The sequence below is a fragment of the Thermus sp. KWY1 genome, assembly GCF_057547025.1.
Genome location: NZ_BAAJPG010000018.1, coordinates 78615 through 102652, shown reverse-complemented (window position 1 = coordinate 102652; position 24038 = coordinate 78615). Strand labels below are relative to the sequence as shown.

Annotated in this window: 25 protein-coding genes, 1 tRNA gene and 1 pseudogene; 21 read left to right on the top strand and 6 right to left on the bottom strand. The window is 65.0% G+C overall.

Annotated elements, in window-relative coordinates; translation table 11 throughout:
* Nucleotides 1–113: 113 nt before the first annotated feature.
* From AC27GT_RS06155 to AC27GT_RS06145, 3 genes and pseudogenes are all read left to right on the top strand, one after another.
* Nucleotides 114–335: pseudogene (locus AC27GT_RS06155) on the top strand (toxin-antitoxin system HicB family antitoxin); the annotation flags it as partial.
* Entirely contained in the window at nt 319–738 is a 420-nt protein-coding gene (locus tag AC27GT_RS06150) for a PIN domain-containing protein (protein WP_487223719.1), read from the top strand. The pseudogene AC27GT_RS06155 and the gene AC27GT_RS06150, both read left to right, overlap by 17 nt.
* 13 nt (nt 739–751) lie before the next feature.
* Nucleotides 752–1729, top strand: coding sequence for a DHH family phosphoesterase (locus AC27GT_RS06145; protein ID WP_487223718.1), 978 nt, complete (start codon nt 752–754; stop codon nt 1727–1729).
* Here AC27GT_RS06145 and AC27GT_RS06140 read toward each other — a convergent pair.
* From AC27GT_RS06140 to AC27GT_RS06130, 3 genes are read right to left on the bottom strand one after another with little or no spacing between them, the layout of a single operon-like run.
* Nucleotides 1726–2265, bottom strand: coding sequence for a Uma2 family endonuclease (locus tag AC27GT_RS06140; protein ID WP_487223717.1), 540 nt, complete (start codon nt 2263–2265; stop codon nt 1726–1728). The genes AC27GT_RS06145 and AC27GT_RS06140 overlap by 4 nt on opposite strands.
* A gap of 21 nt (nt 2266–2286) precedes the next feature.
* Nucleotides 2287–3507, bottom strand: coding sequence for a 2,3-bisphosphoglycerate-independent phosphoglycerate mutase (locus tag AC27GT_RS06135; RefSeq protein WP_487223716.1), 1221 nt, complete (start codon nt 3505–3507; stop codon nt 2287–2289).
* 59 nt (nt 3508–3566) lie between these two features.
* Nucleotides 3567–5081: a S8 family serine peptidase gene (locus tag AC27GT_RS06130; protein WP_487223715.1), complete on the bottom strand. Its 1515-nt coding sequence runs from the start codon at nt 5079–5081 to the stop codon at nt 3567–3569.
* Between the two features lie 69 nt (nt 5082–5150).
* Here AC27GT_RS06130 and proS point away from each other — a divergent pair, with 69 nt between their 5' ends.
* Nucleotides 5151–6584 (top strand): proline--tRNA ligase, encoded by a 1434-nt coding sequence (gene proS / locus AC27GT_RS06125; protein WP_219759077.1) that lies wholly within the window; start codon nt 5151–5153, stop codon nt 6582–6584.
* A gap of 5 nt (nt 6585–6589) precedes the next feature.
* Entirely contained in the window at nt 6590–8326 is a 1737-nt protein-coding gene (locus AC27GT_RS06120; protein ID WP_487223714.1) for a GNAT family N-acetyltransferase, read from the top strand.
* Here AC27GT_RS06120 and AC27GT_RS06115 read toward each other — a convergent pair.
* Nucleotides 8292–8657, bottom strand: coding sequence for an ASCH domain-containing protein (locus AC27GT_RS06115; RefSeq protein ID WP_028493351.1), 366 nt, complete (start codon nt 8655–8657; stop codon nt 8292–8294). The two genes, AC27GT_RS06120 and AC27GT_RS06115, sit on opposite strands and share 35 nt — an antisense overlap.
* Nucleotides 8658–8680: 23 nt before the next feature.
* On the opposite strand from AC27GT_RS06115, the gene nth reads away from it, so the two are divergent.
* From nth to AC27GT_RS06095, 4 genes are all read left to right on the top strand, one after another.
* Nucleotides 8681–9334 carry an endonuclease III gene (gene nth, locus AC27GT_RS06110; protein WP_038032508.1) on the top strand — a complete coding sequence of 218 codons (654 nt, stop codon included), beginning with the start codon at nt 8681–8683 and terminating at the stop codon, nt 9332–9334.
* A gap of 40 nt (nt 9335–9374) precedes the next feature.
* Nucleotides 9375–10529, top strand: coding sequence for an MFS transporter (locus tag AC27GT_RS06105; RefSeq protein ID WP_052037996.1), 1155 nt, complete (start codon nt 9375–9377; stop codon nt 10527–10529).
* 29 nt (nt 10530–10558) lie between these two features.
* Nucleotides 10559–11773: a molybdopterin molybdotransferase MoeA gene (locus AC27GT_RS06100; protein ID WP_038032507.1), complete on the top strand. Its 1215-nt coding sequence runs from the start codon at nt 10559–10561 to the stop codon at nt 11771–11773.
* A gap of 75 nt (nt 11774–11848) precedes the next feature.
* A complete protein-coding gene (locus tag AC27GT_RS06095; RefSeq protein ID WP_487223713.1) occupies nt 11849–13414 on the top strand; it encodes a DEAD/DEAH box helicase in 1566 nt (521 codons plus the stop codon).
* Nucleotides 13415–13492: 78 nt separating this feature from the next.
* Here the strand turns inward: AC27GT_RS06095 and AC27GT_RS06090 are convergent.
* Nucleotides 13493–13569: transfer RNA gene (locus tag AC27GT_RS06090), tRNA-Arg, on the bottom strand.
* A gap of 194 nt (nt 13570–13763) precedes the next feature.
* On the opposite strand from AC27GT_RS06090, the gene tkt reads away from it, so the two are divergent.
* Genes tkt through AC27GT_RS06050 form a run of 8 tightly spaced genes read left to right on the top strand, consistent with a single transcriptional unit; the run spans nt 13764 to nt 19240 of the window.
* The gene (gene tkt / locus AC27GT_RS06085) at nt 13764–15719 is read left to right on the top strand and encodes a transketolase (RefSeq protein ID WP_487223712.1); all 1956 of its coding nucleotides are present in this window, start codon (nt 13764–13766) and stop codon (nt 15717–15719) included.
* A complete protein-coding gene (locus AC27GT_RS06080; protein WP_038032498.1) occupies nt 15716–16405 on the top strand; it encodes a 2-phosphosulfolactate phosphatase in 690 nt (229 codons plus the stop codon). The genes tkt and AC27GT_RS06080 overlap by 4 nt, the downstream gene beginning before the upstream one ends.
* Nucleotides 16406–16413: 8 nt before the next feature.
* Nucleotides 16414–17223: a class II fructose-bisphosphate aldolase gene (locus tag AC27GT_RS06075; RefSeq protein ID WP_038032497.1), complete on the top strand. Its 810-nt coding sequence runs from the start codon at nt 16414–16416 to the stop codon at nt 17221–17223.
* Nucleotides 17208–17963, top strand: a complete 756-nt coding sequence (locus AC27GT_RS06070) for an HAD-IA family hydrolase (protein WP_038032495.1) — start codon at nt 17208–17210, stop codon at nt 17961–17963. Before AC27GT_RS06075 ends, AC27GT_RS06070 begins: the two co-directional genes overlap by 16 nt.
* Entirely contained in the window at nt 17948–18256 is a 309-nt protein-coding gene (locus AC27GT_RS06065) for a Dabb family protein (protein ID WP_038032493.1), read from the top strand. The genes AC27GT_RS06070 and AC27GT_RS06065 overlap by 16 nt, the downstream gene beginning before the upstream one ends.
* The gene (locus tag AC27GT_RS06060) at nt 18244–18516 is read left to right on the top strand and encodes a hypothetical protein (RefSeq protein WP_054391934.1); all 273 of its coding nucleotides are present in this window, start codon (nt 18244–18246) and stop codon (nt 18514–18516) included. Before AC27GT_RS06065 ends, AC27GT_RS06060 begins: the two co-directional genes overlap by 13 nt.
* Before the next feature lie 9 nt (nt 18517–18525).
* Nucleotides 18526–18795, top strand: a complete 270-nt coding sequence (locus AC27GT_RS06055; RefSeq protein WP_054391935.1) for a hypothetical protein — start codon at nt 18526–18528, stop codon at nt 18793–18795.
* 4 nt (nt 18796–18799) lie between these two features.
* The gene (locus AC27GT_RS06050; RefSeq protein WP_487223711.1) at nt 18800–19240 is read left to right on the top strand and encodes a phosphate-starvation-inducible PsiE family protein; all 441 of its coding nucleotides are present in this window, start codon (nt 18800–18802) and stop codon (nt 19238–19240) included.
* Here AC27GT_RS06050 and AC27GT_RS06045 read toward each other — a convergent pair.
* On the bottom strand, nt 19218–20123 hold the full coding sequence (locus AC27GT_RS06045; protein ID WP_487223710.1) for a LysR family transcriptional regulator: 906 nt from the start codon (nt 20121–20123) through the stop codon (nt 19218–19220). The genes AC27GT_RS06050 and AC27GT_RS06045 overlap by 23 nt on opposite strands.
* A 70-nt stretch (nt 20124–20193) precedes the next feature.
* Here AC27GT_RS06045 and glpX point away from each other — a divergent pair, with 70 nt between their 5' ends.
* Genes glpX through cbbX form a run of 4 tightly spaced genes read left to right on the top strand, consistent with a single transcriptional unit; the run spans nt 20194 to nt 24033 of the window.
* On the top strand, nt 20194–21168 hold the full coding sequence (gene glpX, locus AC27GT_RS06040; protein ID WP_038032483.1) for a class II fructose-bisphosphatase: 975 nt from the start codon (nt 20194–20196) through the stop codon (nt 21166–21168).
* 12 nt (nt 21169–21180) lie between these two features.
* On the top strand, nt 21181–22629 hold the full coding sequence (locus tag AC27GT_RS06035; RefSeq protein ID WP_487223709.1) for a form I ribulose bisphosphate carboxylase large subunit: 1449 nt from the start codon (nt 21181–21183) through the stop codon (nt 22627–22629).
* Between the two features lie 21 nt (nt 22630–22650).
* The gene (locus AC27GT_RS06030) at nt 22651–23076 is read left to right on the top strand and encodes a ribulose bisphosphate carboxylase small subunit (protein WP_038032481.1); all 426 of its coding nucleotides are present in this window, start codon (nt 22651–22653) and stop codon (nt 23074–23076) included.
* Nucleotides 23077–23136: 60 nt separating this feature from the next.
* Entirely contained in the window at nt 23137–24033 is an 897-nt protein-coding gene (gene cbbX / locus AC27GT_RS06025) for a CbbX protein (protein WP_219759062.1), read from the top strand.
* Nucleotides 24034–24038: the final 5 nt, after the last annotated feature.

Genomic DNA, 24038 nt, shown 5'->3' with positions numbered 1-24038 from the left:
CCCTGGCCTTTGCCAGGGTGGGGGTCCCGGAAGAACCTCTTGTTTGGGTCTAGCCTACCCAAATGCACATCATGTTGTGCTAACCTGAGGGCAAGGGCCGAAACTTAACCTTAAGGCTTTCCCCAGAGCTGGTGCGCCGGGCCCGGGCCTTGGCCCTGAAGCGGGGCTTGAGCCTAAACGCCTGGGTGGCGGAGCTTTTGGAGAAGGAGGTGGAGCGGGAGGAGGGTCTAGAAGAGGCCTTTAGCCGTCAACTTTCCTGGATGCGTCAGGGAATCCTGGATACCGGGGGCATACCCTTGCCCTCCCGGGAGGAGGTGCATGATAGAGCCCCCTGAGTTCGTGGATACCACTGTTTTGGTCTACGCCTACGACCGCTCCTCCCCGGCCAAACGGGAGCGGGCCCTTGCGCTCCTGGAGCACCTTATGGTGGAAAGGCGCTTGGCGTTATCCCTTCAAGTGCTCCAGGAGTTTTACGTGGTCACCACCCGTAAGCTCCAAGCCCCCCTTTCCCCGGAGGTGGTCCGCCAGATCTTGACCGACCTCGGTAAGGCCTGGGTGCACGAGCCCACCCTAGGAGATGTTCTTAAGGCCACCCACCTGGCAGAGCGCCACCGGATCTCCTTCTGGGATGCCCTCATCCTGCAAAGCGCCCGGGCCCTAAAGGCCCAGGTGGTATGGAGCGAGGACCTGCACCCTGGGGTCTATGGAGGGCTAGAGGTGAGAAACCCCTTTGCGTGATAGGGTATAGCCTATGGACGGGAACGCTCCCGATCCCAGGTACTGGGAAAAGATGCGCCTGGTGGCCGAGGTCTTGAAGGCGGTGGAAGGCCCCATCTACATCGCCACCCACGTGGACCCCGATGGGGATGCTATAGGAAGCTCCTTAGGCTTATACCGGGCCCTTAAGGCCCTGGGCAAAGAGGCCTACTGGGTGGCCGAGCCCCCTAGGTTCCTGCGCTTTTTGCCGAAGGAGGAGGAGTACTCGGATCCCGTGGACAAGCTTCCCGTGGGGGCCACCCTGGTGGCCCTGGATAGCGCCGAGCCTAGCCGGGTGGTGGGGGTGCCGGTGGAGGGTTTTGTGATCAACATTGACCACCACGGCACCAATCCCCGTTTCGGGCATATCGCCGTGGTGGATCCCTCCAAGGCGGCCACCGCCCAGATGGTGAAGGACCTCATTGATCTCCTGGGGGTGGAGTGGACGGCGGAGATCGCGACCCCCGTCCTCACCGGCATCCTCACCGACACCGGCAACTTCCGCTTCGCCAACACCACCCCCGAGGTCCTGCGGGTGGCGGCGGAGTTGGTGGGGTACGGGGTGAAGCTGGCCGAGCTTACGGATCGGCTTCAGTTCCGCCCCCCCTCCTACTTCCGCCTCATGGGGCAGGTGCTTTCCACCGTGGCCTTCCACTTTGGGGGGCTTCTCGTCACCGCCCACCTTCCCGAGGATGCCAAGCGGGAGGAGGAGGACTCCGACGACTTCGTGGGGCTCATCCGCTACGTGGAGGGGAGCGTGGTTTCCGTCTTCCTGCGCAAGCGGGAGGAGGGGGTGAAGGTGTCCATCCGCTCCCGGGGTGGGGTTTCCGCTCAGAACATCGCCGTGAAGCTTGGGGGTGGGGGGCATGTGCCCGCTGCCGGGGCCACCTTAAAGGACGTTGACCTGGACTGGGCCTACGAGCTGGTCCTCGAGGCGGTGGCGGAAGAGCTTCGGCGAGCAGGGTACCTCTAGGGCCTGGGGGGGCGCCAGACGAGCGAGGGGGCCCCTAGGCCCTCGGGTGCCACCTCCTCTCCCGGTTCCACCAGGCGCTTTAGACGGTAAAGGCCTCCCCGGGGCTCCCGGTAGACCTCCAGGAGGCTGGTTTCCCCGTCCACCAGCCAGCTTTCCGGGATGCCCGCTTGGGCGTAAAGGGCCAACTTCTTTCCGTCCATGTCCTTGGTGGTATACGCCACCTCCACCACCAGGAGGATGTCCGTTGGCTCGGGGAAGGACTGGATGTAGAAGTCCTCTCGGGGCTTTAGCAGGGCAATGTCCGGTTGAGGCAGGGAAAAGGGATTTAGGAGGATGGGGTTTTGTACCGAGACGATGGCCCGGTCCCCGTAGAGCCTTTCCAAGGCCTTGGCCAGGTAGGAAACCAGCCCCGCGTGTCCGCTACCGATGGGGGCCATCTCGTAAACCTCCCCGTCCAGGAGTTCAAGCCGCACCCCTTCCGGTACCTCCTTAAGGAGGGCTTCAAACTCCTCCTTGCGGATGCGGTGGCGAACCATGTTCTCCCAGTTTACCAGGATCTAGGCCCCGTACTTGAGAAGTTTTCCCGCATGGGCAAGGAGGAGGGGCATGAGCTCCATCCCTCTCAGGTGGCCCAGGCTTCCCTTGGCGGCCTCGCTTTCCGTGAAGCGCTGGGCGGCATCCCTTCGCAGGTAAGGGGCCTTGAGGAGGAGGGGCACAGGGTGCCAGGAATGGGCCCTCAGGAGGGCGGGGGTGGAGTGGTCCCCGGTGATGGCCAGGACATCCGGCTTTAGGGCAAGGATTTCCGGAAGAAGGGCGTCGAAGCGCTCGATCTCCGCCACCTTGCCCGGGAAATCCCCATCTTCCCCCTTGGCGTCGGTCTTCTTGAAGTGGAGGTAGAAAAAGTCGTAGCTCTCCCAGTTTTCCCTTAGGGCCTTAAGCTTCCCCTCGTGGGCATCGCCTTCCCCTTCCACGGGCAGGACCTCCATGCCCACCAGGCTGGCCAGACCCTTGTACATGGGGTAGCTGGCGATGGCGGCCGCCCTGACCCCGTAGACCTCCGTCATGCTGGGAAAGGAAGGCCTTCTTGAGGCGCCTCGGAAAAGCGCCCCGTTGATCTTGGGCTCGTCCCTGAGCACCTCCCGGATGCGCGCCGAAAGGAGGTTCACCACCCGGGCGGTTTTCCTGGAGGCTTCGTCCAGGGCCTGGGCCTCGAGGGGAGGGAGGCCGGTCTTCTGGGGGTCGGTGTCCGTGAGGCCATCCCCCAGGCCCTCGCCCCGGAGGACCACCAGGAAGCGGTGTTCGCTTTCCGTGTAGAAGTAGACCTCCACGTCCTCAATGCGGGGGATGGCCTCCTGGAGTTTGGCCACCACCCGTTGGTTCTCCTCCGTGCTGGGGCGGCCCGCCCGGCGGTCCAGAACCTGTCCATCTGGGCCCAAGGTGGCGAAGTTCCCCCTTAAGGCCACGTCCCCATCCCGGAAGTCCACGCCGAGGCCCAGGGCGCTTAGGGCCCCCCGGCCCACCAGGTAGCGGAAGGGGTCGTAGCCGAAAAGGGCCAGGTGCCCGGGGCCGGAGCCCGGGGTAAGGCCGGGGTAGACCGGGGTGAGGAGGCCGAGGGCGCTTTCCCTCGCCAACCGGTCTAGGTTCGGGGTTCTGGCGGCCTCCAGCTCCGTGGGCCCCCCGGGCTCGAGGGGAAGCCCCCCCACCCCGTCCAGGACCACCAGGAGGATCCTGGTGTCGCTTTTTTGCTGAAGTTCCCTGAACACGGCGAAGAGGTCCATGTCGCCATTTTATGGGCAAAAGGCCCCCGGCTTGCCCGGGGGCCAGGGGCCTTTGGCAACTACTGGGTTGCCCGGTCCGCGTCCACCAGGCCGTGGCCGAAGAGCTGCCGGCTACCGATATCCTCGGCGGTGGCCTTCAAATGGGCCCGCACCTCACCCGGGGTCCAGTCCTTGTGGAGGGCCTTCACCAACCCCGCCACCGCGGCCACATGGGGGCTGGCCATGGAGGTGCCCATGTACCAGGCGTAGGCAGGGAGGTTTTCGTTGACGATGATGGTGGAAAGGATCAGATGGTAGCGCCAGCCAGAGGGGCGCTGGTTGGAAGGCCGGTAGCACCAGCTTTGGCCATTCTCGTCCAGGCCGCAGTCACCCCCGGGGGCGGAAAGATCCACGGCGGCCCCGTAGTTGGAGTAGAAGGCCAGGATGTCCTGGCCGGGTACGGCGTTTAGGGTCGTGTTGGTGGGGTAAGGGTACTGCCAAAGGGGCGTGGCGGTGCCCGTGGCGGAAACCGAGATCACCGTGGGCAGGTCGGAGGGAATGTGAACGACGTAGCCATTGGCATTCTGGGCGCTGTTACCCGCCGAGGCCACGATCACGGTGCCCATGCGGTTGGCGTACTTCATCACCCGGTCCCAGGCCACCATGGCGGCCACGTCGTCCTTGTTGCGGGTGTCCAGGGTGCCGCCCAGGCTCATGTTGATGACGTCGTAGCCCTTTTTGGCGGCGTCGATGATGGCCGCAAAGATGGGGCCGTCAAAGGCGCCCACGTCGTCGTACTCCTCGTCGCCTTCGGTAAAGTGGATGCGGTCAAAGACCTTGTAGGCGGCGATCCTCAGCCCTGGGGCCACCCCCACCACCCGGCCACCTCCAAAGGCGGCGGCCACGGTGCCGGATACGTGGGTGCCGTGGGCCTCGTAGAGAACTGTGGGGGCAGGAGTGCAAAGGTTATCGGGGTCAAAGTGGTCAAAGTCAATCCAGAGGGTGTACTTGGGGTAGCTGGGGGTGTTGTTGGGGCCTGCGGTTTCGTAGCAGTAGTTGGTGGCCTGGAAGTCCACGATCTGGCCTACCAGGTCGGGGTGGTTGTCCATGACCCCGGTGTCCAGCACCGCCACCGTGGCCCGGGCCTGGACCTCGAGGGGCACCCTCTCCCAAGCCTTCGGGGCGCCGATCCGCCGGATGTCCCACTGGTACTTGTAGAGGCTGTCGGCTGGCAAGGGCGCGCCATAGGTTTCCTCCTGAAAGAGGATGCGCTCCGTCTTGGGCAGGGAGTAGTACCGTTCGGGGCCCACCGCCAGCACCTGGGGGTTCCGGGCCAGGCGGCTTACGGTGGCCCGGTCCGCCACCACCGTGAGGGCACCGATGGGCTCCAGGATCTTGAGCACCCGGGCCCCTGCGCCTTGGACCAAGGCCTGGGCGTTAGAGGGGAGGGTTTCCGACCGGAAGACCACCAGGTAGCGCCCCTGGGGCGAGGCGCTTTGCACGGAAAGGCTGGTGGTTCCGCTTGGGGCTTGCTGCTGGCAGGCGAATAGTCCTAGGGCCAAACTGGCTAAAAACGCGTACCCAATCCTACGCATACGCACCTCCTAATCGTGCCCCCACAGTCTATTCCTCCGGGCTGCCTTTGGCAAGTAAGATGGGCGGGTATGGCGAAGGAGAAGGGCCTAACCCCGCAAAGCCAAGATTTCAGCGAATGGTACCTCGAGGTCATCCAGAAGGCAGAGCTTGCCGACTACGGACCGGTCCGGGGCACCATCGTGGTGCGCCCCTATGGCTATGCCCTTTGGGAAAACATCCAGGGGGTTTTGGACCGCATGTTCAAGGAAACCGGCCACCAAAACGCCTACTTCCCCCTCTTCATCCCCATGAGCTTCCTGAAGAAGGAAGCCGAGCACGTGGAGGGGTTTTCTCCCGAGCTGGCCGTGGTGACCCATGCCGGGGGTGAGGAGCTGGAGGAGCCTCTGGCGGTGCGCCCCACCTCGGAAACCGTGATCGGTTACATGTGGTCCAAGTGGATCAAAAGCTATAGGGACCTGCCCCAGCTTTTAAACCAGTGGGGCAACGTGGTGCGCTGGGAGCTTCGCACCCGGCCCTTCCTGCGCACCAGCGAGTTTTTGTGGCAGGAGGGGCACACCGCCCACGCCACCCGGGAGGAGGCGGAGGAGGAGGTGCGCAGGATGCTTTCCATCTATGCCAGGCTGGCCCGGGAGTACGGGGCTATCCCTGTGGTGGAGGGCATGAAGACGGAAAAGGAGAAGTTCGCCGGGGCCGTCTACACCACCACCATCGAGGCCCTGATGCGGGATGGTAAGGCCCTGCAGTCGGGTACCAGCCACTACCTGGGGGAGAACTTCGCCCGGGCCTTTGACATCAAGTTCCAGGACAAGGACCTCCAGGTGAAGTACGTGCACACCACCAGCTGGGGGCTTTCCTGGCGCTTCATTGGGGCCATCATCATGACCCACGGGGACGACCAAGGGCTTATCCTGCCTCCCCGCCTGGCTCCCATCCAGGTGGTGATCGTGCCCATCTACCGGGAGGAAAGCCGGGAGAAGGTCCTGGAGGCGGCCTTTGACCTGAAGCGGCGCCTTCTCCAGGCGGGGCTTCGCGTGCACCTGGACGACCGGGACCAGCACACCCCCGGGTACAAGTTCCACGAGTGGGAGCTTAAAGGGGTTCCCTTCCGCATCGAGCTTGGACCCAAGGACCTCGAGGCGGGCGAGGCCGTGCTGGCCAGCCGCCTGGGGGGGAAGGAGCGCCTGACTCTAGAAGCCCTCCCCACCGTGCTACCCAAGAAGCTGGATGCCTTCCACCAGGCCCTTTACCAACGGGCCCTGGATTTCCGGGAGGCCCACACCCGCAAGGTGGACACCTACGAGGAGTTCAAGGAGGCGGTGCAGGAGGGTTTTGCCCTGGCCTTCCACTGCGGGGATCGGGCCTGCGAGAAGGCCATCCAGGAGGAAACCACCGCCACTACCCGGTGCGTGCCCTTTGAGGGGGAGGCGGAAGAAGGGGTGTGCGTGCACTGTGGGCGGAAGAGCGCCTACGGCAAGCGGGTGTTCTTCGCCAAGGCTTATTAGCGCCCATGAGGGTCCTGGAACGGAGGGTTTACTGGCGCTGGTTCGGGGAGGTTTTCCTCGAGGGGAACTTGAGGCTTCGCATGACCGGGGATGCGGCCAAATGGCTTCGCCCCGGGGACCGTGTCAGGCTGGCCACGGAATACCGCAAACCCCTTCTGGACTTTGACGAGTATGCCCTCGAGGGGGCTTTCCCCGTGTGGCCCTTATTTTCCAGGACGCTGGACCACGTGAGGGAAAGCCCCTTAGGGGGGGAGGTGTACCGTTACCGCCTCCGTGCGCGGGAGGCCATGTATGAGGCCGATTTCGAGGCCATTGCCGAGCTGGAGCAGTACCACTATGCCTCGGAGAAGGAGGTGGTGGCCCTATGGGTCTGCCCCCGCAGTGGTGAGACCCTCTTCGCCAACACCAAACCCCTTTGCGAATGCGGGGGGGAGGCCCGGCTAAAGGAGATCAGGGGCTCTACCCCGGCCAGCCGCTTTCTCATCCTGGAGCTGGTGGAGCGCTTACCCTTTGAGCCCAGGATCCTGGGCTATGTGCGTTTGGACCCCCCCATTCCCCGAATGCACCGCAGGATTCCTGGGGGCGTGGAGCGGAACATCCGGGAGCGCATCTTTCCCAAGGACTGGTTCCACCCGACCTTTGAGGGCGGGAAGGACTGGGAAAGCGCTCTGGACCGGGTGCACACCGCCGCCAGCCGCATCGCCCGGGTGGTGGTGCACCCCGACTACCGCTCGGAGGGCCTGGGGGCTCTTTTGGTAGAGCTGGCTTTGGCCTGGGTGAAGGAGCGGGCTGTGCCCGAGGGAAGGCGGGAGAAACACCTGGTGTACACCGTGGCCCAGATGGCTCGCTACCACCCCTTTTTTGAGAAGGTGGGCTTCCGCTACCTCTTCGACACCGCCTCGGGAAGGCCCGTGCTGGCCTACCCTCTTACGGAGGAGGCGGAGCACTACCTGGATCGGTTTTTGAAGGAAGACCCTTACGCCAGGGCTCATGGGGGAAGGCTTTTCGTTTCCCGTTTCGGGAGGGTGCGGGGGCTTCCGGGGTCCATCCGGCTGGTGGGGGTTCGTAAAGGCTACCGGAGCCACCTGGACCTTTCCGACCTTTCCCCAGAGGTGCAGGAAACCCTTGCGGCCTTCGGGGTCAAGGCCCGGGTGCTGGAGCGGGCGATCCTTAGGGAGGCAGACCTCGAGGTTCCCCCGGGCAGCGTGGTGGCCCTGACCGGGGCCAGCGGGGCGGGGAAGACCACCCTCCTTCGCCTCCTCCTGGGGGAGCCCCCGGAGGGGGGAGAGGTGGAGGTACCCGAGGGCAGGCGGGTGGCCTATATCCCCGGGGAGCGGGAGGTGGACCTGGGCCAGGAGCCCATCTTGGAGCGGCTTTACCGCCAGCTTCAGGATGTGGGGGCGGCTATTGAGGTGTTAAACCGGGTGGGGCTTTCCGACGCCGTGCTCTACCGGGCCAGGCCGAAGGAGCTTTCCACGGGCCAGCGGGAGCGCTACCGCTTGGCCCTCCTCCTGGCCCAGCGCCCCGACCTCCTCCTGATCGACGAGTTTGCCGCTCACCTGGACGTGCCCACCGCCAGGCGGGTGGCCCTGGGTCTTGGGAAGCTGGTGCGCCAGGCGGGGATCACCCTGGTGGTGGCCACCCACCGCCAGGAGGTGATCGCTTCCTTGGATCCCGACCTCCTGGTCTTCGTGGGGTACGGGGGGCTTATGGCCATACCTCGGAAAGATCCACGAACATGACCCTGCCGGGCTTTTTGGGTACGAAGAGGGGTTTTTCGTAGCGGAAGGCGTTGTGCAAAACCCAGGCGTAAAGGGGCTGTTCCCCGGCATAGGCCCTGAGAAAGGCTTCCTCCGCCAGGTGCTTTTCCGGGTGGGCCAGAAGCTCCTCCACGGTGAAGGGTCCCTGCACGTCCAGCAGGTCCGCCTGGCCGATGAGATACCCCCCGGTGATGATCCCCAAGGGACCCCGGTGTCGGGTCTGGCGTTTGCGGATCTCCCAGGTCTTCCTTCCGTCCACGATGAAGCTGGCGTAAGGCTCCCGCACGATGAGGCCCAGCTTGGGCTTTTCCACGCCCTCATTGTAGAGTAGACCCCGTGGGTTGCCCTAAGGAAGGGCAAAAGGAGAAGAAAGCGCGGGCCTTGGCCATCCTTAAGGCCCTGAAGGCGGCGTATCCGGGGGCTAAAACGGAGCTAAAGCACAATAACCCCTTCCAGCTTTTGGTGGCCACGGTGCTTTCCGCCCAGGCCACGGACAAAAGCGTAAATGAGGCCACCCCGGCCCTCTTTGCCCGTTTCCCCGACCCCCAGGCCCTGGCCAAGGCGACTCCCGAGGAGGTGGAGCCCTATATCCGGCGCATCGGCCTTTACCGCACCAAGGCCAAAAACCTGGTGGCCCTGGCCCGGAGGCTGGTGGAGGAGCATGGGGGGGAGGTGCCGAGGGATAAAAAGGCCCTGATGAAGTTGCCCGGGGTGGGTTGGAAGACGGCCACCGTGGTCCTGGGAGCGGCCTTCGGCGTGCCGGGTATCGCCGTGGACACCCATGTGGCCCGCCTGGCGCGGAGGCTTTGCCTTTCCCTGGCCAAGGCTCCCGAAAGGATCGGGGCCGAACTGGAGGCCCTTTTCCCCAAGGAGGAGTGGGTGTTCGTCCACCACGCCCTGGTCCTTCACGGGCGGTACGTGTGCCTGGCCCGTAGGCCCCGGTGCGGGGCCTGTTCCCTGGCGCCTCACTGCCCAAGCCGGCAGGGGTAGGGGCCCTGGATCCGGGCTTGTTTCCTTGGAGAAGGGTTTCGTGAAGTATATACTCGGTTTACCAGCTTATCGCTTCCTCGCGGCCAGCTTCCTCTGGTCCTTCGGGGCTAACCTCATCTACTTTTTCCTGAACTTTCACCTCGAGGGCCTAGGCTATGGCCGCCAGGCCATAGGGCTTGCCCAGGCCCTGCTTCTTCTGGTGGGCGTGGTTTCTGCCCTCCCTCTGGCCTACCTCATCCCCCGCCTGGGCTACCGGAAGAGCTTTCTCCTGGCTTTGGCCCTGGCGGTGGGAAGCGGGCTTCTTTTGGGGTTTGGTCTGCTGGTGTTCCCCTCGTTGGCGGGGTACGGGCTGGCGGGAGCCTTGGTGCAGGGGGCGGGGGCACCTCTCATGGCCCGGTTGATCCCTGCCGAGAGGCGGGTTTCCCTTTTCAGCCTGCAGGCGGCCTTGACCACTGCCTCGGGCTTTTTCTCCACCCTTTTGGCCGGTGCCCTTTCCGAATGGGTGGGGGCCAGGTGGGTGATCCTCTTCGCCCTTCCCTTTTTCCTCCTGACGCTTCCCTTTCTGGTTGGCCTTCCCGAAGGGCAGGGAACACCCCCCAGGCTGAGGGGGCGGTTTGGGATTTGGCTGCGCCTCTTTTTGCCCCAGGCGGTGATCGGGTTTGGGGCCGGGCTGGTCATCCCCTTCTTGAACCTGTACCTTCGGGAAAAGTTTGGCCTCAGCTACGGAACCACGGGGCTGGTCTTCGCCCTTTCCGCCTTGGCTACTGGGGTAGCCATGTTGCTCCAGCCCCTTCTGGTGCGCCGGCTTGGGAAACTGGGGGCCATCGTGTTCGTGCAGGCCTTGTCCCTGCCCTTTATGGCCATCCTGGCCTGGGTGCCTTGGCTACCCCTGGTTACCGTGGCCCTCCTCATCCGGGGAGCCCTCATGAACGCTGCCGGGCCTGTGTACGCCGCCTTGGTGATGGACTACCTGGGGGAAGACGAGCGCCCGGGCTTCTTCCTGATGGAGTCCGCCCTCTGGAGCCTTCTCTTCGCCTTGGGGAGTGCCTTGTCCGGCATGGTGCAGGAGGCCTGGGGCCTTGTCGCCTTCAACTACCTCTTTGCCCTTACCCTGGGCCTTTACGCCGTGGGGATCGCCCTTTGGTCCTGGACCTTTGGCCGCTTGCGGGCCGCCTACCGGGAATCTTCTTCCTGAGGCCTTGGCCTTTGCCCTAGACTGGGCCTATGCGCACGGGCATCAGCGTGGAGGAAGCGTTGGAGCTGGTCCTGGCGGAGGCCAAAGGGGAGCTTCCCGTGGAGGAGGTACCCCTGAAGGAAGCCTATGGCCGCGTCCTGGCGGAGGACCTGGTTTCCTTGGTGAACCACCCCGACCAGGACGACACCGCCATAGATGGCTACGCCTGCCGAGAGGAGGACACCCTGGGGGCGAGCCGGGAGAACCCGGTGCGCCTCAGGGTCATCGGGGAGTCGCCGGCGGGAAGGCCCTTTGCCGGACGGGTGGGGAAGGGGGAGGCGGTGGCCGTTTACACCGGAGCTCCCATCCCGGAGGGCGCGGATGCCGTTATCCGGGTGGAGGACACCCGGCGGGAAGGGGATTACGTGCTCCTCTTCGCCCCGGCGAGCCCCAAGGACATCCGGCCCCAGGGGGATGACCTAAGAAAGGGGGAGGTGTACCTGCGCCGGGGGGACCTCCTCACCCCGGGAAGGCTGGGCCTGGCGGCGGCCATGGGCTACCCGCGCCTTAAGGTCTTCCGGCGCCCCCGGGTGGGCATCCTTTCCACGGGGGATGAGGTGGTGGAGCCAGGGGAGCCCCTGCCCTTTGGGGGGGTTTATAACTCCAACGCCTACAGCCTTCTGGGATTGGTGAAGGAGGCGGGGGGTGAGCCCGTCCTTTTGGGCAAGGTGGAGGACAGGCCGGAAACCGTGTTGGAGAAGCTGGAGGCGGCAGGGCCCCTGGACCTCCTCCTTACCTCCGGGGGGGTATCCATGGGGGAGTACGATGTGGTGCGTAAGGTTTTGGAGACAGCGGGGGAAGTGGTCTTCTGGAAGGTGAAGCAGCAGCCTGGGGGGCCCCTGCTCCTGGCCCGTTTGGGTGGGCTTCCCATCCTTGGGCTTCCGGGAAACCCGGTTTCCAGCATGGTTACCTTCTTCCTCTACGGCAGACCCTTCCTCTTCCGGCTCCAGCGCCGCACCGACTCCCCTTACCGCTCCCTCGAGGCCAGGGTCCTTACCCCCTTTAAGGGCGCCCAGGGCAAAAAGGTCTTCCGCCGCGGGGTGCTCTCCTTTGAAGGGGAGCTTGTGGTGCGCACCACCGGGAGCCAGTCCAGCGGGGTCTTGCGCTCCATGGCCCTGGGCAACGCCCTGGTGGTCCTCCCCCCCGACCGGGATGCCAGGGAAGGGGAAAGGGTGGAGGTCATTCCCTTGACATTCGTGCTCTAGTTCACTAAACTTGAAAGGTTTACGGGCTTTGCCCCTCCTTTTCGGGCGCGGGTGGGGCCCGGGAAGCGAGAGAGAATGGAGTTCAAAGACTTTCCCCTGAAGGACGAGATTAAGGAAGCCCTTTTGCGCCGGGGTATCACCGCCCCCACCCCCATCCAGGCGGCGGCCTTGCCCCTGGCCCTCGAGGGCAAGGACCTCATCGGCCAGGCCCGCACGGGCACCGGCAAGACCCTGGCCTTTGCCCTGCCCATCGCGCAAGGCCTCGAGGCCTCCAAGGAGCGGGGCCGCCTCCCCAGGGCCTTGGTGCTGACCCCCACCCGGGAGCTGGCCCTCCAGGTTTCCGGGGAGTTGCAGGCGGTGGCCCCCCACCTCAAGGTGGTCACGGTGTACGGGGGCACGGGCTACGGCAAGCAGAAGGAGGAGCTTACCCGGGGGTGCGATGTGGTGGTGGCCACCCCTGGGCGGGCCCTGGACTACTTGCGGCAAGGGGCCTTGGACCTTTCCCAGGTGCGGATCGCCGTCTTGGACGAGGCCGACGAGATGCTCTCCATGGGCTTTGAGGAGGAGGTGGAGGCCATCCTCTCCGCCACCCCCAAGGAGCGCCAGACCCTTCTCTTCTCCGCCACCCTGCCCTCTTGGGCCAAGAAGCTGGCGGAGCGCTACATGAAAAGCCCGGTGGTCATCAACGTGGTGCGGGAGGAGAGCATCACCTACCAGGAGGAGGCTATTCCCGCCCCTGGGGACCGCCTTTCCCTCCTGTCCGATGTCCTTTTTGTCAAAGCCCCCAAGCGGGCCATCGTCTTCACCCGTACCAAGGCGGAAACCGAGGAGGTGGCCACGGGGCTTCTTCGCCTCGGGCACCCGGCGCGGGCCATCCACGGGGATCTTTCCCAGACGGACCGGGAAAGGGTCATGAGGGCCTTTCGGGAAGGGGAAGTAAGGGTTCTGGTGGCCACGGATGTGGCCGCCCGGGGCCTGGATATCCCGGAGGTGGACCTGGTGGTGCACTACCGCTTCCCCGACAAGCCGGAGACCTACCAGCACCGTTCGGGGCGCACGGGCAGGGCCGGGCGGGGGGGTGAGGTGGTGATCCTCTACGGCCCCCGGGAAAGGCGGGAGCTTTCCGAGCTGGAAAGGGCCGTGGGCCGCACCCTCAAGCGGGTGAATCCCCCCACGCCCGAGGAAGTCCTCGAGGCCAAGTGGCACCATCTCCTGGCCCGTCTGGCCCGGGTACCCGAGAGGGACTACAAGCTGTACCAGGATTTCGCCAGCCGTCTGTTCGCTGAGGGGCGGGTGGAGGTGGTGGCGGCCCTCATGGCCCTTCTCCTGGGCGGGGCACCCAAGGAGAAAAGCCTTCTTACCGGCGAGGAGGGCTGGCTTACCTTCAAGGCCACGGGGCCCAGGCTCACCCTGCCCCGGCTGGTGGCCCTCTTGAAGGAAGCGGGCCTCGAGGTGGGCAAGATCGCCCAGGGAGAGGAGGGCTTTTACGTGGACCTCCGCCCCCAGGACCTGCCGAGGCTTTCCGAGGTGCAGGGGGTGAAGCTGGAAAGGGCTAAGCGGGTGGAGGTTCTCCCGGAAGCCTATGCGGGTGCTGCCTCCCGGGGGGGATCGCCTCGAGGTCGCCGCACCAGCCGCTTCTAATACCACCCCACCCTGGCGAAGCCAGGGTGGGGGCCCCGGCAAAAATCAAGGGCCCGCCCCCAGGGGGGCGGGCTTTCTTGGTGCGCCCGGAGGGATTCGAACCCCCGGCCTAGGGCTTAGGAAGCCCCCGCTCTATCCTGCTGAGCTACGGGCGCCCACACCTAGAGGATTCTAGCAGCCCTGGGGGGCCAAGGCAAGCGGTGAGTCCGTGGTCTTCATGCGCGTGGGGGTGGGGGTTGGGTATAGTCTTTCACCGGGGGAAACGGGGTTCTACATAAGCCTCGGCTTATAGTAGGGCTCCCTGGCTCCGCTTGTGCCCTCCTTCACGGGGGCGTACCCTGGAGGCAACATGACCGAGACCAAGGACCTCACCCGCCTTTCGGTGAACGCCATACGGTTTTTGGCCATAGATGCCGTGGAAAAGGCCAAAAGCGGCCACCCCGGCATGCCCATGGCCATGGCTCCCCTGGCCTATCTTCTGTATCGGGAGGTCATGCGCCACAATCCCCTGGACCCGAACTGGCCGGATCGCGACCGCTTTGTCCTTTCTGCAGGGCATGGGTCCATGCTTCTCTACGCCATCCTCCATCTCACGGGCTATAACCTTCCCCTCGAGGAGCTCAAGCGCTTTCGCCAGTGGGGCTCCAAGACCCCGGGCCACCCCGAGTACGGCCACACCCCAGGGGTGGAGGTGACCACCGGCCCCCTGGGCCAGGGTATATCCACCGCCGTGGGCATGGCCCTGGCGGAGAGGAAGCTCGCCGCGGAGTTCAACCGCCCGGGCTACGAGGTGGTGAACCATTACACCTACGTGCTGGCCTCGGATGGGGACCTGATGGAGGGGGTTTCCGGGGAGGCCAGCTCCTTGGCGGGCCACTGGAAGCTTTCCAAGCTCATCGTGTTTTGGGATAACAACCACATCTCCATTGACGGCTCCACCGACCTGGCCTTCACCGAGGATGTCCTGGCGCGCTACCGGGCCTATGGATGGCACACCCTCAGGGTGGAGGATGCCAATGACCTCGAGGCCCTCCGCCACGCCATCCACCTGGCCCAGCTGGACGAAAGGCCTTCCCTCATCGCCGTGCGGAGCCACATTGGCTACGGCTCCCCCAAGCAGGACTCCCACAAGGCCCACGGGGAGCCCTTGGGTCCGGAGGCGGTGGAGGCCACCCGCCAAAACCTGGGCTGGCCCTATCCTCCCTTTGAGGTGCCCGAGGAAGTCTACCGGCACATGGACATGCGGGAGAAGGGAAGGGCTTGGCAGGAAGCCTGGGAACAACTCATGGAGGCCTATGCCCGGGCCTATCCCGACCTGCACCAGGAGCTTCTGCGCCGCTTAAAGGGCGACCTTCCCTCCCTTCCCGAGGAGCCCCCAGCCTTTGACAAGCCCGTGGCCACCCGGGCAGCCAGCGGTAAGGCCCTGGATGCCATCGCCCCCAGGATGCCCGAGCTTCTTGGTGGGAGCGCCGACCTCACTCCCTCCAACAACACCCAGGCCCAGGGCATGGCGGACTTCTCCCCCCAAAACCCCACCGGGCGCTATATCCACTACGGGGTGCGGGAGCATGGGATGGGGGCCATTCTGAACGGCTTGAACCTGCACGGGGGCTACCGGGCCTACGGAGGCACCTTCCTGGTCTTCTCCGATTACATGCGCCCGGCCATCCGCCTGGCGGCCCTCATGGGCACCCCCACGGTCTTCGTCTTCACCCACGACACCATCGCCCTGGGGGAGGATGGCCCCACCCACCAGCCCGTGGAGCACCTCATGAGCCTGAGGGCCATGCCCAACCTCTGGGTCATCCGTCCCGCCGACGCCTACGAGACCTTCTACGCCTGGCAGGTGGCCTTAAAGCGCAAGGAGGGTCCCACGGCCCTCATCCTCACCCGGCAGGCAGTTCCCCTCCTTTCCCCGGAAAAGGCCAAGGGAGCCCTAAAGGGAGGCTACATCCTCGAGGATGCGGAGAATCCTGAGGGGATCCTGGTGGCCACGGGAAGCGAGGTGCACCTGGCCTTGAAGGCCAGGGCCCTTTTGGCGGAGAAGGGCCGCCGGGTGCGGGTGGTGAGCCTGCCTTCCTTTGAACTCTTTGCCGCCCAGCCGGAGGAGTATAGGCGGGAGGTGCTTCCTCCAGGCCTCCCCACCGTGGCGGTGGAGGCGGGGGCTACCCTGGGCTGGGAGCGGTACGCCCACAAGGTGGTGGGTCTGGACCGCTTCGGAGCCAGCGCCCCTTACCCTGAGGTCTACGAGAAGCTGGGCTTCACCCCGGAAAGGGTGGCGGGGACCTTGGAAGAACTCCTATGAGGTTTAGGGTGGATCCCTTGCCCCTTCCCGGCACCTACCGGGGCACGGCCATCGTGGTGGATGTGATCCGGGCCACCACCACCGCGGGCTTGTACTTAAGGGCGGGGGCCAAGGCTTTGATCCTGGCCCCAGGGGTGGAGGCGGCCCGGGCCTTGCGCCAGGAGGGGGAAATCCTGGCCGGGGAGGTGGGAGGGCTTCCCCCGGAGGGGTTTGACCTGGGCAACTCCCCCCGGGAGGTGGAAAGGGTGGCGGGGAAGGCCGTGGCCATGGCCACCACCAACGGCACCCGGGCCGCCCATGCCGCCCTGGGAGCCAGGCACATCCTTCTCGGTTCCTTGCAAAATGCCCGGGCGGTGGCGGAGAAAGCCAGGGAAACAGGGGAGGAGGTGCACCTGGTCTGCGCGGGGAAGGAGGGCCAGATGGCCTTGGACGATCTCTATACTGCCGGGGTCATCGGAAAGCGCCTGAAGGCCCTGGGGTTTTCCCCGGAAGGGGAGATGGCCCATCTGGCCCTTTTCCTGGCGGAGAATCCTTCGTTCCCTGTCCTTTCCAGCAGCGAGGCCGCCAAGGCCCTGGTGGGGGTGGGTTTGGGGGAGGATGTGGCCGAGTGCGCCCGGGTGGACGTCCATGGGGTTGTCCCGCGCTTCTTGGGGATGCGGGGTGAGGGCATGGTCTTTGGAGCTTAGGGGGAGGGATGCTGGCCACCTTGCGGGAGGTTCTGCCGGAGAAGGGCCGGGCGGTGGGGGCCTTTGACGTGGTGGGCCTGGAGTGGGCGGAGGCCATCCTGGAGGGAGCGGAAACCCTGGGCCTTCCCGTCATCCTCAGTGTGGCTCCCCATTTGGGGGGGCCGCCTTTAAGGGCCCTGGCACCTGGGCTTAGGGTTTTGGCGGAAGAGGCCAGGGTCCCCGTGGCCCTGCACCTGGACCACGGGGAAAACCTGAGGGAGGTGGTGGAAGCCTTAAGGTTCGGGTTTACCAGCGTGATGCTGGATGGAAGCCACCTGCCCCTCGAGGAGAACATCCACCTGACCCGCCTGGCGGTGGAGGTGGCCCGGGCCTACGGGGCCACGGTGGAAGGGGAGGTGGGGGCGGTGCCGGGAGGCTACGGGGGGGAGGTTTCCCAGGAACCGGTGGCCTACACGGATCCCGTGGAGGCCAGGCGCTACCTGGAGGAAACCGGGGTGGATGCTTTGGCGGTAAGCATCGGCACCCGCCACGGCCTGCACAAGGGGCCGGTGCGCTTGAACCTGCCCCTTTTGGAGGAGCTGGGCCAGCTTCCCGTGCCCCTGGTCCTCCACGGGGCCTCGGGGTTGAGCCCGGAGGAGTACCGGGCCTTGGTGGCGAGGGGGATTCGCAAGATCAACCTGTATGCGGATCTGGCCCTCGAGGCGGCCTCGGTTCTGAAGAAGGTGGAGGCGGAAGACTACCTCAGCTTGATGGCGGCCATGACGGAAGGCCTCAAGGACTTGGCCATGGCCCGGATGCGCCTATGGTGGGGAAGCTGAAGGCCCTTCTTTGGGATTTGGACGGCACCCTGGCGGAAACCGAGGAACTCCACCGGGAGGCCTTCAACCGGGCCTTCGCCCACTTTGGCCTTCCCCTTTACTGGGACCAGGAAACCTACGCCCGCCTGCTTTGGACCACCGGGGGGAAGGAGCGCCTGAAGCGGGCCCTGGAGGAAACCCCCGGGGCGCCCGGGCTTTCCTGGGAGGAGATCGCCGAGGTCCACCGGTACAAGACGGACCTTTACCTGAGGCTTCTGCGGGAGGAAGGGGTTGCCTTGCGGCCAGGGGTTCGCCGGGTTCTTGCGGAAGCCCGGGAGGCGGGGGTGGCCCTCGCCCTTTGCACCACCACCAGCCCGGAAAACGCCGAGGCCTTTCTGGAAGGCACGGGTCTATTGGGCTGGTTTTCCCTGGTTTTGGCCGGGGATGTGGTGGCCAGGAAGAAGCCGGATCCCGGCATCTACCTCCTGGCCCAGGAGCGCCTGGGCCTGGCCCCGGAGGAGGGGGTGGTGGTGGAGGATTCCCGCAATGGCCTCCTGAGCGCCCTGGGGGCGGGTTTCCCCGTGCTCATCACCCCAAGCCTTTACACCCTGGACCAGGACTACCAAGAAGCCCGCGCCCTTCTTCCCCACCTGGGGGAGCCCGGGAACCCTGCCCCTGTGCTCCAGGGGCCAAGGGCCGGGGAGAGGGTGGTGGTGGACCTTTCCTACCTGGAGGAGGTGAGAGGATGGTGGAGCACCTGATCGTGTTCAACGCCGAGGTAAGCCCCGAGGAGGTGCGGGAGATGGTCAGGAAGGCCGAGGAGGTTCTGCTACAGATTCCCGGGGTCTGTGGTCTCCGATACGGGGAGGCCCTTTCCGAAGAGGCCCGCTACCGCTACTGGCTTTCCGTCCTCTTTGAGGGGCCGGAGGTGGTTTCCTTCTACCGGGACCATCCCCTGCACGTGGAGTTCGCCAACCGGGTGTTCCGCCCCATGGCCAAGGACCGGATCACCACCGACTACCTGGTGATGACGGAGGTGTTATGCGGCAGCTGACCCACCGGGAGGCGGAGGCCAAGGCGCTGAAGATTCTGGTGGATGGGCTGGGGGAGGGTTTGGTCCTCGAGGGGGAGGGAGGATACTACGCCCTCTACTACTTCTACAGCTGGTACGGGCGCAAGGCCCCAGACCCGGACGAAACCCCGGACTGGGTGGAAGGACCCAAGGCTTCCCCTGAGGAGTTCCTGGATCCTTACGACCAGGCCCGTTGGCTGGAGGACAATGGTTATACCCTCTTCATCAACGAGTCCAAGTAGGAGGTGCGCATGGACTACTCAGAAATGCCCTACCAGGAGGCCAGGAAGCAGGCGGTGAAGGTGCTGGAGGACGGGTATGGGGATGCGGTGATCCTGAAGGATGCCCATGGGTACTGGGCCCTTTACTACCTCTACGGCTTCCAGGTTCCACCGCCGGAGGCCCCGCCTCACTGGATGGAAGGTCCTTTCCCAGGGGAGGAGGGGATCCGCTCCCCCTACGAGATGCAGAAGTTTTTGGAGGAGCAGGGGGATTTCACCTACCTCAACGATGTAGACTAAAGCGGTGAAGCGGGACGCTTACCGGATTCTCCAGGTAACGGAAACGGTAATCTACCTCTTCGCTGGCTTTCTCATCGCCGGCGGGGCGGCGGTGTTGCTTCTTTCCACCCTGGTGGAGGGGATGCACCACTTGATGAGGGGGGATTACGGGGAGGTGGCCCTGGGCCTTTTGGACCGCGTGCTTCTCGCCTTGATGTTGGCGGAAATCCTCTACACCCTGCTGCGCTTCGCCAAGGAAGGGACCCTCGAGGCCACTCCCTTTCTGGTCATCGGGCTCATCGCCGCCATCCGCCGTATCCTGGTCCTGACCGCAGAGGCGGTGGAGAAGTTTGACCTGGCAGACCCCGCCTTCATGGCGGTTCTGGCGGAGCTTGGGCTCCTTTCCCTCATGGTGGTGGCCCTGGCCCTAGCCATGCGCCTCACTAGGAGCGAAGCAGGGAGATGAGCGTCCGGGCTGCCGGATTGGCCACGTTCTTGGGGTGCACCAGCCAGAAGTAGCGGCGGATCTCCCCCACGGGCGCAGCCAGCCTTAAGGCCCGGAGGTTCCCCACCTTCAGGTTGGGCTGGACCACCACCCGGCTTACGATCCCGACCCCAGCTCCCGCCAGCACCAGGCGCTTGGTGACCTCGTTGTTGTCGGTGTAGAAGATGGGGTTAAGCTCCAAGCCCGCCTGCTCAAAAGCCCTTTCCAGGGCCCGCCAGGTCATGGAGCCGGGCTTGCGCACGATGAGGGTTTCCTCCTTTAACCACTCGGGGGGGATGGTTTCCCGCCCGGCCCAGGGGTGGTCGGGGGGCACGATGAGGACCAGCTCGTCCTCGTAAAAGAGGTGGCGCTCGTAGCCTTCCCAGTGCTCCACACCCTCCAGCACAGCGAACTCCACTTCCCCTATGAGCAGGCGCTCCGCCAGGCGCTCGGAAGAGCCGCTTTCCACGTGCACCCTTACCCCGGGATGGGCGTCGTGGAAGTTCTTCAGGAAAAGGGGAAGCACGTAGGTGGCCATGGTGGTGGCGGCTCCCAGGGTAACCTCCCCCAGTTCCAGCCGGCCCATGGCCTGGGAAACCCGCTGGAACTCCTCCAGGGCCTGCACCACCCGCCTTGCCTCGGGCAGAAGGGCCTGCCCTACCCGGGAAAGCACCAGGTGCCGCCCCTGGCGTTCAAAGAGGGGATGTCCCACCTGCTCCTCCAAAGCCCTCAGGTACTGGCTCACCGCCGGCTGGGTAATGCCCAGGGCCAGGGCTGCCCGGCCCACTCCTCCTTCCTCTACCACCGTGACGAAGACCCGTAATGCGGCGGGGTTGGGCAGTTTAGCGTTTCTAGATATGAGCATGGGCTTATGGTATGCCCGAAAACATATGATTGCAATAATAAAACCCCCCCTCTAAGGTAAGCGCATGGCTATGCCCACGCGCAACCTGGGCCTGGACCTGATGCGGGCCACGGAGGCGGCTGCTTTGGCCTCCGCCCGCTATGTGGGCCGGGGGGATAAGGAAGGGGGCGACCGGGCGGCGGTGGAGGCCATGCGCCTTCTCCTCAACAGCCTGGACTTCCGCGGCCGGGTGGTGATCGGGGAAGGGGAGAAGGACAAAGCCCCCATGCTCTATAACGGGGAGGTTCTGGGCCAGGGGGAAGGTCCCCTCTGGGACTTAGCCGTGGACCCAGTGGAGGGCACGAGGCTTCTCGCCCTAGGCCGCCCTGGGGCCATCAGCGTGATCGCCGCTGCCCCGGAAGGCACCCTCTTCAACCCGGGTCCAGCCTTCTATGCCGCCAAGCTGGTGGTGGGACCCGAGGCCAAGGAGGCCATAGATCTAAAGGCCTCTGTGGCCGACAACCTGAAGGAGATCGCCCGCGCCCTGAAGAAGGAGGTGCGGGAGCTCACGGTGTTCGTCCTGGACAAACCCCGGCACCAGCGCCTGATTGAGGAGATCCGCCTGGCGGGGGCTCGCATCAGCCTGCAGACGGATGGGGATGTGGGCGGGGCCTTGGCCGCCGTTTTGCCCGACACGGGCATTGATGTCCTCATGGGCACCGGGGGCACCCCGGAAGGGGTGATCGCCGCGGTGGCGGTGCGGGCTTTGGGGGGTGGGATGCAGATGCGCCTGGACCCGCAAAGCGAGGAGGAGCGCTGGAACGTGGTGCATGCCGGGTATGACCTGGACCGGGTGTACACCTTGGACGAACTTTGCTCGGCCGAGGACACCCACTTCGCCGCCACCGGCATCACTGACGGCCCCTTCCTGAGGGGCGTGCGCTACGGGGAAAGCCGGGCCTGGACGGAAAGCCTGGTGATCCGCGGGGCCACCCGCACCCTGAGGAAGGTGGAAGCCTGGCACCAGCTTGAAAAGCTTCGGGGCATCAGCCCCGTGGCCTATTAGGGAGGTACGACGATGGCACAGGGATACGCGGGAAAAGGCAAGTACAGCAAAGCCGGGGTCCTGGAGTACAAGCAGATGGGTTACTGGGACCCTGACTACGAGCCCAAGGATACGGATACCATCGCCCTTTTTCGGGTGACGCCGCAGCCCGGGGTGGAGCCCGAGGAGGCGGCGGCGGCGGTGGCCGGGGAGTCCTCCACCGCCACCTGGACGGTGGTCTGGACGGACCGTCTCACCTACCTGGACCGCTACCGGGCCAAGGCCTTTCGGGTGGAGCCGGTGCCGGGGAACCCCGAGCAGTACTTTGCTTGGATTGCTTACGACCTGGCGCTTTTTGAGGAGGGATCCATCGCCAACATGACCTCCTCCATCATCGGGAACGTGTTCGGCTTCAAGGCATTGAGGGCCCTCCGCCTCGAGGACCTCCGCATCCCCGTGGCCTACCTCAAGACCTTCAAGGGTGCCCCCCATGGGATTCCCGTGGAGCGGGACATGCTGAACAAGTACGGCCGCCCGCTCCTCGGGGCCACAGTGAAGCCCAAGCTGGGGCTTTCCGGGAAGAACTACGGCCGGGTGGTCTACGAGGCGTTGGCGGGAGGCCTTGACTTCACCAAGGACGACGAGAACATCAACTCCCAGCCCTTCATGCGCTGGCGGGACCGCTTCCTCTACGCCCAGGAGGCGGTGATGAAGGCGGAGCAGGTCACGGGGGAGCGCAAGGGCCACTACATGAACGTGACCGCCGCCACCATGGAGGATGTCTACGAGCGCCTGGAGTTCGCCAAGGAAATCGGCTCCATCATCGTCATGGTGGACCTCACCATGGGCTACACCGCCTTGCAGTCCGTTTCCAACTGGTGCCACAGAAACGGCATGATCCTCCACCTCCACCGGGCCAGCCACGCCACCTTCACCCGCCAGAAGAACCACGGCATCAACTTCCGGGTCCTGGCCAAGTGGATGCGGATGCTGGGGGTGGACCACATCCATGCCGGCACCGCCGTGGGCAAGCTGGAAGGCGACCCCAACCTGGTGCGGGGCTACTACGACATCCTCCGGGAGCAGTACGTGAAGGCGGATCCCGTGAAGGGCATCTACTTTGACCAGGACTGGGCTTACCTGCCCGCGGTGATGCCCGTGGCCTCCGGGGGGATCCACGCCGGCCAGATGCACCTCCTCCTCTCCCTCTTCGGGGACGATGTGGTGCTTCAGTTCGGCGGGGGCACCATCGGCCACCCCATGGGCATCCAGGCGGGTGCCACCGCCAACCGTGTGGCCCTCGAGGCCATGGTGAAGGCTCGCAACGAGGGCCGGGACATCCTGGCGGAAGGCCCCGAGATCCTCAAGAAGGCGGCCCAGCACTCCCCGGCCTTGGCGGCGGCCCTGGACACCTGGGGCAGCGTGACCTTTGACTTCGCCTCCACCGACACCCCGGATGTCCTGCCCACCCCCAGCAACTAACGAGGAAAGGAGCGTGTGAGGATGCGGATTACCCAAGGTACCTTCTCCTATCTGCCGGACCTGACGGACGAGGAGATCCGGGCCCAGATCGAGTACATCATCCGAAACGGTTGGGCGGTTTCCATCGAGTACACCGACGACCCCAGCCCCTACAACGTGTACTGGAACATGTGGGGCCTCCCCATGTTTGACCTGGAGGATGCGGCGGCGGCCATGTACGAGTTCCAGAAGTGCCGCGAGGCCTTCCCCAACCACTACATCAAGATCAACGGCTACGACCCCTCCCCCATGTGGCAGGCGCAAAGGGTCTCCTTCATCGCCCACCGGCCCAAGAAGGAGCCTGGCTTCCGCCTGCACCGGCAGCTTTGGAGCGATGGGCGCAGGCTCAAGTACACCCTCGAGGCCTACGCCACCATGAGGCCGGAAGGCGAGCGTTACCAGGAGTAGTCCCAAGGGTCTGGGGGTCCCGGCCGTGCCCGGGGCCCCTTAGCTAAATCAAGGAGGGTTATGCAGGAAACCCAAGGCCAAAACCTGGCGGTGGTCAAGAATCCCGAGATCGAGGCGGTGCTGGAAACCCTGGAGCGGGAGCTGGTGGGTCTTAGGCCGGTTAAGCAGAGGATCCGGGAGATCGCCGCTTACCTCTCCGTGGACAAGCTCCGCCGGGAGCTGGGGCTTACCGCCGATCGCCCCACCCTGCACATGGCCTTTGTGGGCCCCCCGGGCACGGGCAAGACCACGGTGGCCTTGAGGATGGCCACCATCCTGCACAAGCTGGGCTACATCCGCCGCGACCACCTGGTGGTGGCGAGCCGTGATGACCTAGTGGGCCAGTACATCGGCCACACCGCCCCCAAGACCAAGGAGGTCCTGAAGCGGGCCATGGGGGGCGTTCTCTTCATCGACGAGGCCTACAGCCTCTACCGGGCGGAAAACGAGCGGGACTACGGCCAGGAAACCATTGAGATCCTCCTCCAGGTCATGGAGAACCAGCGGGAAGACCTGGTGGTGATCCTGGCGGGCTACAAGGACCGCATGGAGGAGTTCTTCGCCTTGAACCCGGGGATGCGCTCCCGCATCGCCCACCACATTGAGTTTCCCCCCTATAGCGCCGAGGAGCTCTTCCAGATCGGCAAGCTCATGCTGGAAAAGCAGGGTTACCGCTTCACCGAGGAGGCGGAAAAGGCCTTTTTGGAGTATCTGGAACGCCGCATGCGCCTTCCCAACTTCGCCTACGCCCGGAGCGTGCGCAACGCCCTGGACCGCTTCAAGCTCAGGCAGGCTTACCGGCTTTACCAGAAGGCGGGGCCGGTGACCCCAGAGGAACTCATGACCATCACCGCCGACGACATCTACGCCAGCTCGGTTTTTAGGGAGGAGGAAAAGGAGGAGGAAGATGCCCCATAGGCCTT